This window comes from Mesorhizobium sp. M2A.F.Ca.ET.039.01.1.1 (assembly GCF_003998035.1).
GTDB lineage: Bacteria > Pseudomonadota > Alphaproteobacteria > Rhizobiales > Rhizobiaceae > Mesorhizobium.
The window spans coordinates 1-5,380 of the sequence record NZ_RZRY01000443.1 but is presented as its reverse complement, the minus strand read 5'-3'; the positions used below and the strand labels follow the sequence as shown (position 1 = coordinate 5,380).

At 62.6% G+C, this 5,380-nt stretch carries 8 protein-coding genes; 1 reads left to right on the top strand and 7 read right to left on the bottom strand.

Features of this window, described 5'->3' with window-relative positions:
* The 3 genes from EOA24_RS26285 to EOA24_RS26275 form a co-directional block, all read right to left on the bottom strand.
* On the bottom strand, nucleotides 1–418 hold a 418-nt coding region (locus EOA24_RS26285), incomplete at its 3' end, for a DUF4142 domain-containing protein (RefSeq protein ID WP_133374618.1).
* A 181-nt stretch (nucleotides 419–599) separates the two neighbouring features.
* Nucleotides 600–965 carry a VOC family protein gene (locus tag EOA24_RS26280; protein WP_126081288.1) on the bottom strand — a complete coding sequence of 122 codons (366 nt, stop codon included), beginning with the start codon at nucleotides 963–965 and terminating at the stop codon, nucleotides 600–602.
* 52 nt (nucleotides 966–1,017) lie between these two features.
* Complete coding sequence (locus tag EOA24_RS26275) at nucleotides 1,018–1,581, bottom strand: DUF1003 domain-containing protein (protein ID WP_126081289.1); 564 nt, start codon at nucleotides 1,579–1,581, stop codon at nucleotides 1,018–1,020.
* A 182-nt stretch (nucleotides 1,582–1,763) separates the two neighbouring features.
* On the opposite strand from EOA24_RS26275, the gene EOA24_RS26270 reads away from it, so the two are divergent.
* Nucleotides 1,764–2,396: a hypothetical protein gene (locus EOA24_RS26270; RefSeq protein WP_126083714.1), complete on the top strand. Its 633-nt coding sequence runs from the start codon at nucleotides 1,764–1,766 to the stop codon at nucleotides 2,394–2,396.
* 216 nt (nucleotides 2,397–2,612) lie between these two features.
* On the opposite strand, the gene pqqE is transcribed toward EOA24_RS26270, so the two are convergent.
* From pqqE to EOA24_RS26250, 4 genes are all read right to left on the bottom strand, one after another.
* Nucleotides 2,613–3,713: a pyrroloquinoline quinone biosynthesis protein PqqE gene (gene pqqE / locus EOA24_RS26265; protein WP_126081290.1), complete on the bottom strand. Its 1,101-nt coding sequence runs from the start codon at nucleotides 3,711–3,713 to the stop codon at nucleotides 2,613–2,615.
* The gene (gene pqqD / locus EOA24_RS26260) at nucleotides 3,710–4,006 is read right to left on the bottom strand and encodes a pyrroloquinoline quinone biosynthesis peptide chaperone PqqD (RefSeq protein ID WP_126081291.1); all 297 of its coding nucleotides are present in this window, start codon (nucleotides 4,004–4,006) and stop codon (nucleotides 3,710–3,712) included. Before pqqD ends, pqqE begins: the two co-directional genes overlap by 4 nt.
* On the bottom strand, nucleotides 4,003–4,761 hold the full coding sequence (gene pqqC / locus EOA24_RS26255) for a pyrroloquinoline-quinone synthase PqqC (protein ID WP_127410219.1): 759 nt from the start codon (nucleotides 4,759–4,761) through the stop codon (nucleotides 4,003–4,005). Before pqqC ends, pqqD begins: the two co-directional genes overlap by 4 nt.
* A partial coding sequence (locus EOA24_RS26250; RefSeq protein ID WP_127410218.1) for an MBL fold metallo-hydrolase occupies nucleotides 4,758–5,380 on the bottom strand: 623 nt, incomplete at its 5' end. The genes pqqC and EOA24_RS26250, both read right to left, overlap by 4 nt.

Sequence of the window (5,380 nt, the reverse complement as noted above, 5' to 3'; positions counted from 1 at the left end):
GTCCCGCGTTGTCGCCGTCGGCCGCATAGTCCTGGAATAGCTTGACCGCGTCGGCATGCGCGTCCTGCTGCATCTTCACGTAGGACTGGTCGGCCGAACCGTTGGCCGATTTCAGCGCCTCAAGATCGCTCTTGTGCTTCGCGTCCGTTTCGGCGGGAATCTGCAGTTTCTGCTCGCCGGCGATCGACTGCAGCTTGGCGTTGGCCGCGCCGTGATCAGTTATCATTTTCTGGGCGAACTCATTGACAGCCTGGTCCTTCGCCTTGCCCTGGACGATCTTGCTGGACTCGACCTCGAAGATCCCGCCTTCGGCAGCCTTGTTGACGAAATCCTGCGCCTTTTCGGCACTGAGCGCCGGATGGGCAAAACCCAAGGCGACGCCCGTGCAGAGCGCGGCCGATAACAAACGCAACTTCATAGATGATGTCCTCTAACGCACTGAATTGTGCTCAGAGGCAAACAGAAGGCCGCCGCGTTTGTTCCAACTCCAACTCGATTTCGGTGTACGCTGATGAGCTTCGCAGCTACGTCGGGCCTAGAGGCTGGGAAGATTTCGATATGCACGGCCTCGTGCGCTGACGGGGCGCAGAACGCGCAGCTCAATTTTCCGGAGCGAAGCTTACGGCCTCGACATTGTGCCCGTCCGGGTCAAGCAAGAAAGCTGCAAAGTAATCCGGCGCGTATTGGGTGCGAATGCCAGGAGCGCCGTTATCGCGACCTCCGGCTGCAAGGCCTGCCTCGTAGAACGCGTGTACCATCGCGCGGGAGCCGGCGCGGAACGCCATGTGGATGGGTCCAGGTGGTGGCCCGAATGCCCCGATCCAGAGACGACCGGAGTAGCCGCCCAACATGGCCCAGCCCTCGCCAGATTCCAGCACGCCAAGATCGAGAGGTGCGAACACTGCTTTGTAAAAGGCGAGCGATTTCTCAAAGTTCCCGACATTGAAGCCGATGTGGTCGAACATGCTCCTATCCTCTGATTGACCCAACTTAGTAACGCTTAGCTTTGGTGATCTGTCACTCGGGCGGCTGACGGTCGGACACCTCTTCGATCTTGTCCAAAACTGCCTCCGGCGCCACATCGCGCTTGAGTTCCTTGATCTCGTGATCCGCGTCGGTATCTATGTTGAGACGCTTGGCAATCTCCTCCACCAGCTTGATGAGCTTGGTGGTTTCGTGCTCGTTAAGCAGGCTGACCTGCAGATCGAGGTCTGCCCTGGAATTATCCTCCGCGGCCATTCGGTTCTGATTGATGAGCACGAAGGTCGAGAGGAAGATGGCCTCGACCGAGGCGAACATGGCCAGGATGACCAGTGACGGGTCCCAGGGTCTGACGGAGCTCAGGATGCCCACATTGAGGGCGATCCAACCGCCGAAGAAGGCAACGTGTAAGTAGACGAAGAACATGCTTCCGGCGAAGCCGCTGATCGCTGCGGCCGCGCGCTCCTCCAGCGTCGCGGCCTTGGCTTCGCGTTTCCGCCTCTCGATCAGCGCCTCAATGTTTCGCGCCAGGGCAGGGGCGAGGCCTTCCGGCGCCGGCTTGGTTGGCGTGAAATATCTGTTGCTTTTCGACGCAGCCATCCATTCTAGTCCAGTCTCTTCGGTCTAGCCAGCCTAACTCGCCGATTGACAATTCGCTCCATTGAACCTTCTCAGCTGGCAACACGTGGCAGAATGCTTGTCTGCGATCACTGCGTCGCGGCACAACGGGTTGCCTCTTGAGCCGGCTTTGCTCTGGGATCAGCCCGACCTATTTATCGGATATGCCAGGGCGCCGAAAAACCGAACCTACCGCCAAGTTGATAGCTGAGTGGCCGCTTTCGTCGGCGGCCACCTTGGGATCGTCGATGCGGACGAGGGGCATCTTCCTCGAGATACGCGCTCGCCTTCCTGCGCCCCTGAAAAAGCTGCTTCACATTGAATCTCGGGTGCTCACCTTGCGCCTCCCGGAGGGCTCGGATGCCGATGTTGAAGCGGCAGCGGTGGTCGTATCCAAAGCCATGCGCGACATCGCAGACCTGCCGGTCATCCCTCGCGAGGTCGAGGATATCCTGACGATCTCGTCCGGCGAGCGGCACCGCTGGCTGAAGGACGGTCGGCTTCAAAGCGCCGGGACGCGAACCGTGAAACTTCGCGGCCGGGCGAGGAAGATCACCTTCCACGTGTTCGACCCTCGCCACATCGAGGATGTGCTTGACCGCGATCTGGTCACCGTCTGGCGTGATGTAGACGCGGCGACAGCTGCCGAGAACCGGAGACGCGCCGCCGCAAGGGCGGCTCTGAAGCGCTCCCAAAAGAATCGCGCTGGGGCCGCAAGCAACACCGACGTGAGCCGGGACGATGCGCCCCGCCTGAGAGGCTGGGAAGATTTCGATATGGACGGCCTTTTGCGCTGAGGGAATTGCCCGCCAGCGTGCTTCCAAGCGAAGAGTATATCAATCGCCGAGATGGACCGTCGCTGCTAGTGCGTTTCACCGTTTCATAGAAACGGCGAAACGCCCTATCTATTTTGTTTTTACGCAATTCCGGACGGAAAACCGCTCACACTTTTCCTGGAATTGCTCTAGCCGAAGCCGGGACCGTATCGGCGGCGATTGTTGCTACCGTCAAAATCACGATCCTATCCGGCGATACATGAAAGCATCGTCTCCGGCGGTATTGCTGCGCCGCGCTTCACCGACCAAGGCGGCCATACGTGCGTGTGCTGTCGACTTGATGCAGGCTGGATCTGTTGCAGCGGCATTGCCGACAATCGCCAATGCCTGACACCGGCAGCCGCCCCAGTCGACCTCGCGACGCTCGCAGCTTCGGCACGGCTCCCGCATCCATTCGGTGCCGCGGAAGGCGTTGAAGGCCGGTGAGTCGGTCCAGATTTCGGCGAGGCTGCGGTCTCCGAAGCGCTCGAAGCGCAGCGAGGGAATCGTCTGCGCTTCATGGCACGGCAATACGGTGCCGTCGGGAGCCACCATGAAGGCGTCGCGTGCCCAGCCGCCCATGCATGGCTTGGGGTAGATGGCGAAGTAATCCGGCGTGACGAAATCGATGGTCATGATGCCGGCGAGCTGTTCCTGGGCAGCCGCGACGATGTCGGCCTGCCGGTCGACCGCGGCAGGGTCGGGCATTAGCAAACTGCGATTGGCTAGCGCCCAGCCGGCATATTGGACATTGGCGATCTCGAGCCGCTCCGCGCCCAGGGATAGGGCGAGGTCGATGAATTCCGGCACTTCCTCGATGTTTTGCCGATGGACCGGCGCGTTGATGGTGAGCGGCAGCCCGGCCGCGCGGGCGCGGTGCGCCGTCTCCAGCTTTTTCTCATGGCTGCCCCGGTGGTTGCCGATGCCATCGGTGGTCACTGGGCGGGCGCCCTGGAAACTCAGTTGCAGGTGGTCGAGGCCGGCTTCGGCAAAGGCCTCGATGCGGCCTTCGGCAATGCCGACACCGGCGGTGATGAGGTTGGTGTAGACGCCGCGCGCGGAAAGCCCGGCGATCAGTTGCTCGAGGTCGCGGCGCAGCGTCGGTTCGCCACCGGAGAGATGCACCTGCAGGACGCCGAGATCGGCGGCCTGCGAGAAGAGATCGAGCCAGGTCTGCGTGTCGAGCTCGCGGTTGGCCTTCAGCAATTCAAGCGGGTTGGAGCAATAGGGGCACTGCAGCGGGCAGCGATGCGTCAGTTCCGCCAGCATGCCGATCGGAGGCAGAATGGGCTCGCTCACAGCTTCACCAAAAGCTTGTCCGACCATTCCTGCAGGAAGCGGATGACATCGTCCGCCACGTCCTGCGGATCCGCGTCGTAGTCGGCCGCAAGATCGGCGATGATGCGCTCGACGGTTGATTGCCCGTCGCAGCGGCGCAGTATGTCGAGACTGATGTCATTCGGCCAGAACACCTTCTCCGGCGCAAGCACGGCGAAGGCCAGTCGCACGGGGTCGTGCTGGATGCGCACATGCCTGGGCAGCGATGGCGCGGAGCGCAACGACACGATGGCTCTTTCGCGCGGCGCCGTCATGAAGCCGTCTCCGGGCGGAAGGCGCCGGGCGGTATGTTCCCCGGCGCGCCATAGGCATGCTGGAGCGCATCGAGCATGGCCCAGAGTATGTCGCATTTGAACACCAGCGCATCGATCGCCTGCTGCTGGCGTTCGGGCGTGTCGGCATGGACGAGCACATAGGCGAGGGCGAAGTCGGCGTCGCGCGATGCCTGTTCGGGCCGTCGCGTGAAATAGGCCAGCGTATCCTCGGTGATGTGCTCATATCTGGCCAGCATCGCCGGCACCCGCTCGCCGATGATGGCCGGCGAGAACATCTCGGTCAGCGAGGACGCGACTGCCTCGAGCAGCGTCCGGTTGGTGCAGAAGGAGAGATAGGCGCCGACGGCGAATCGGGTCGCCGGCAGCGCCAGCCTTTCGCTTTTGACCGCTTCGGCATCGAGCCCGAGCGAGGTCGCCAGATGCAGCCAGCGCGCGATGCCGCCACTCCAGCCGTCCTCGCCGTCATGGTCCTCGATGCGCTTGCGCCAGGCGGCGCGAAAAGCCGGATCTTCGGCACGAGCCAGGATCATGGCGTCCTTGCGCGGAATGACGGCCTGGTAGCAATAGCGGCTCAGCGCCCAGGCCTGCATTTCGGCCTTCGACAGGGCGCCACCGGTCATCCTGTGATGGAAAGGATGGCGGTTGTGGTAGCGCTCGTCGCCGACCCGCCGCAGCATGGCTTCGAGCTCGCGCTTTGACAGGCCGCCTCGGGCCGCATCGTGGAAATCGCTCAAAATTCCATCTCCATGCCGTCGGAGGCGACTTCCCAGCCAGCCGCCTTGATCGCCGCGTGCTCGGCGGAATTCTCGTCCAGAACAGGATTGGTGTTGTTGATATGGATGAAGATACGGCGAGCGATCTTCACATCGGCCAGACCGGCGATCGAACCCGCTTGCCCCGACATTGCGATGTGCCCCATGCGTGTGCCGGTTTTCTGGCCGACGCCGGCTGTGACCATCTCGTCGTCCGTGTAGACGGTGCCGTCGAACAGAAGGCAGGCGGCATCGGCCAGCCGCGTGCGCAACGCGGCATCGGTACGCGCGCAGCCCGGGACGAAGAAAACGGCGCCGCGACCGACCGCTCCGCTGATACGGACGCCGATCGTATCGCCCGTGTCGGAGCTGAAGTCTGCGCCGGCGTCCCCTCTTTGCTCGAGGTAGAGCGCGACCTTGCCGGGCACGGGAAAGGCCTCGATGGCAACGCCGGTCTCATGGCCGTCCGCGCCGCAGATCGCCATCTCTTCCGTCGGCGCCAGGAGGCGCCGGGGCACGATCGCCGGATCGAGGACATTGAAGATCGAATTGGCCTCCAACGTCGCCAGCACCTGCGCCGTCGCATAGATCGCGAAAGGCT

Bases quoted from the DNA above. Each gene is read 5' to 3' on its own strand.
- EOA24_RS26275 (WP_126081289.1), bottom strand. From the start codon at position 1,581: ATGGCTGCGTCGAAAAGCAACAGATATTTCACGCCAACCAAGCCGGCG.
- EOA24_RS26270 (WP_126083714.1), top strand. From the start codon at position 1,764: ATGCCAGGGCGCCGAAAAACCGAACCTACCGCCAAGTTGATAGCTGAG.
- EOA24_RS26280 (WP_126081288.1), bottom strand. From the start codon at position 965: ATGTTCGACCACATCGGCTTCAATGTCGGGAACTTTGAGAAATCGCTC.
- pqqD (WP_126081291.1), bottom strand. From the start codon at position 4,006: ATGACGGCGCCGCGCGAAAGAGCCATCGTGTCGTTGCGCTCCGCGCCA.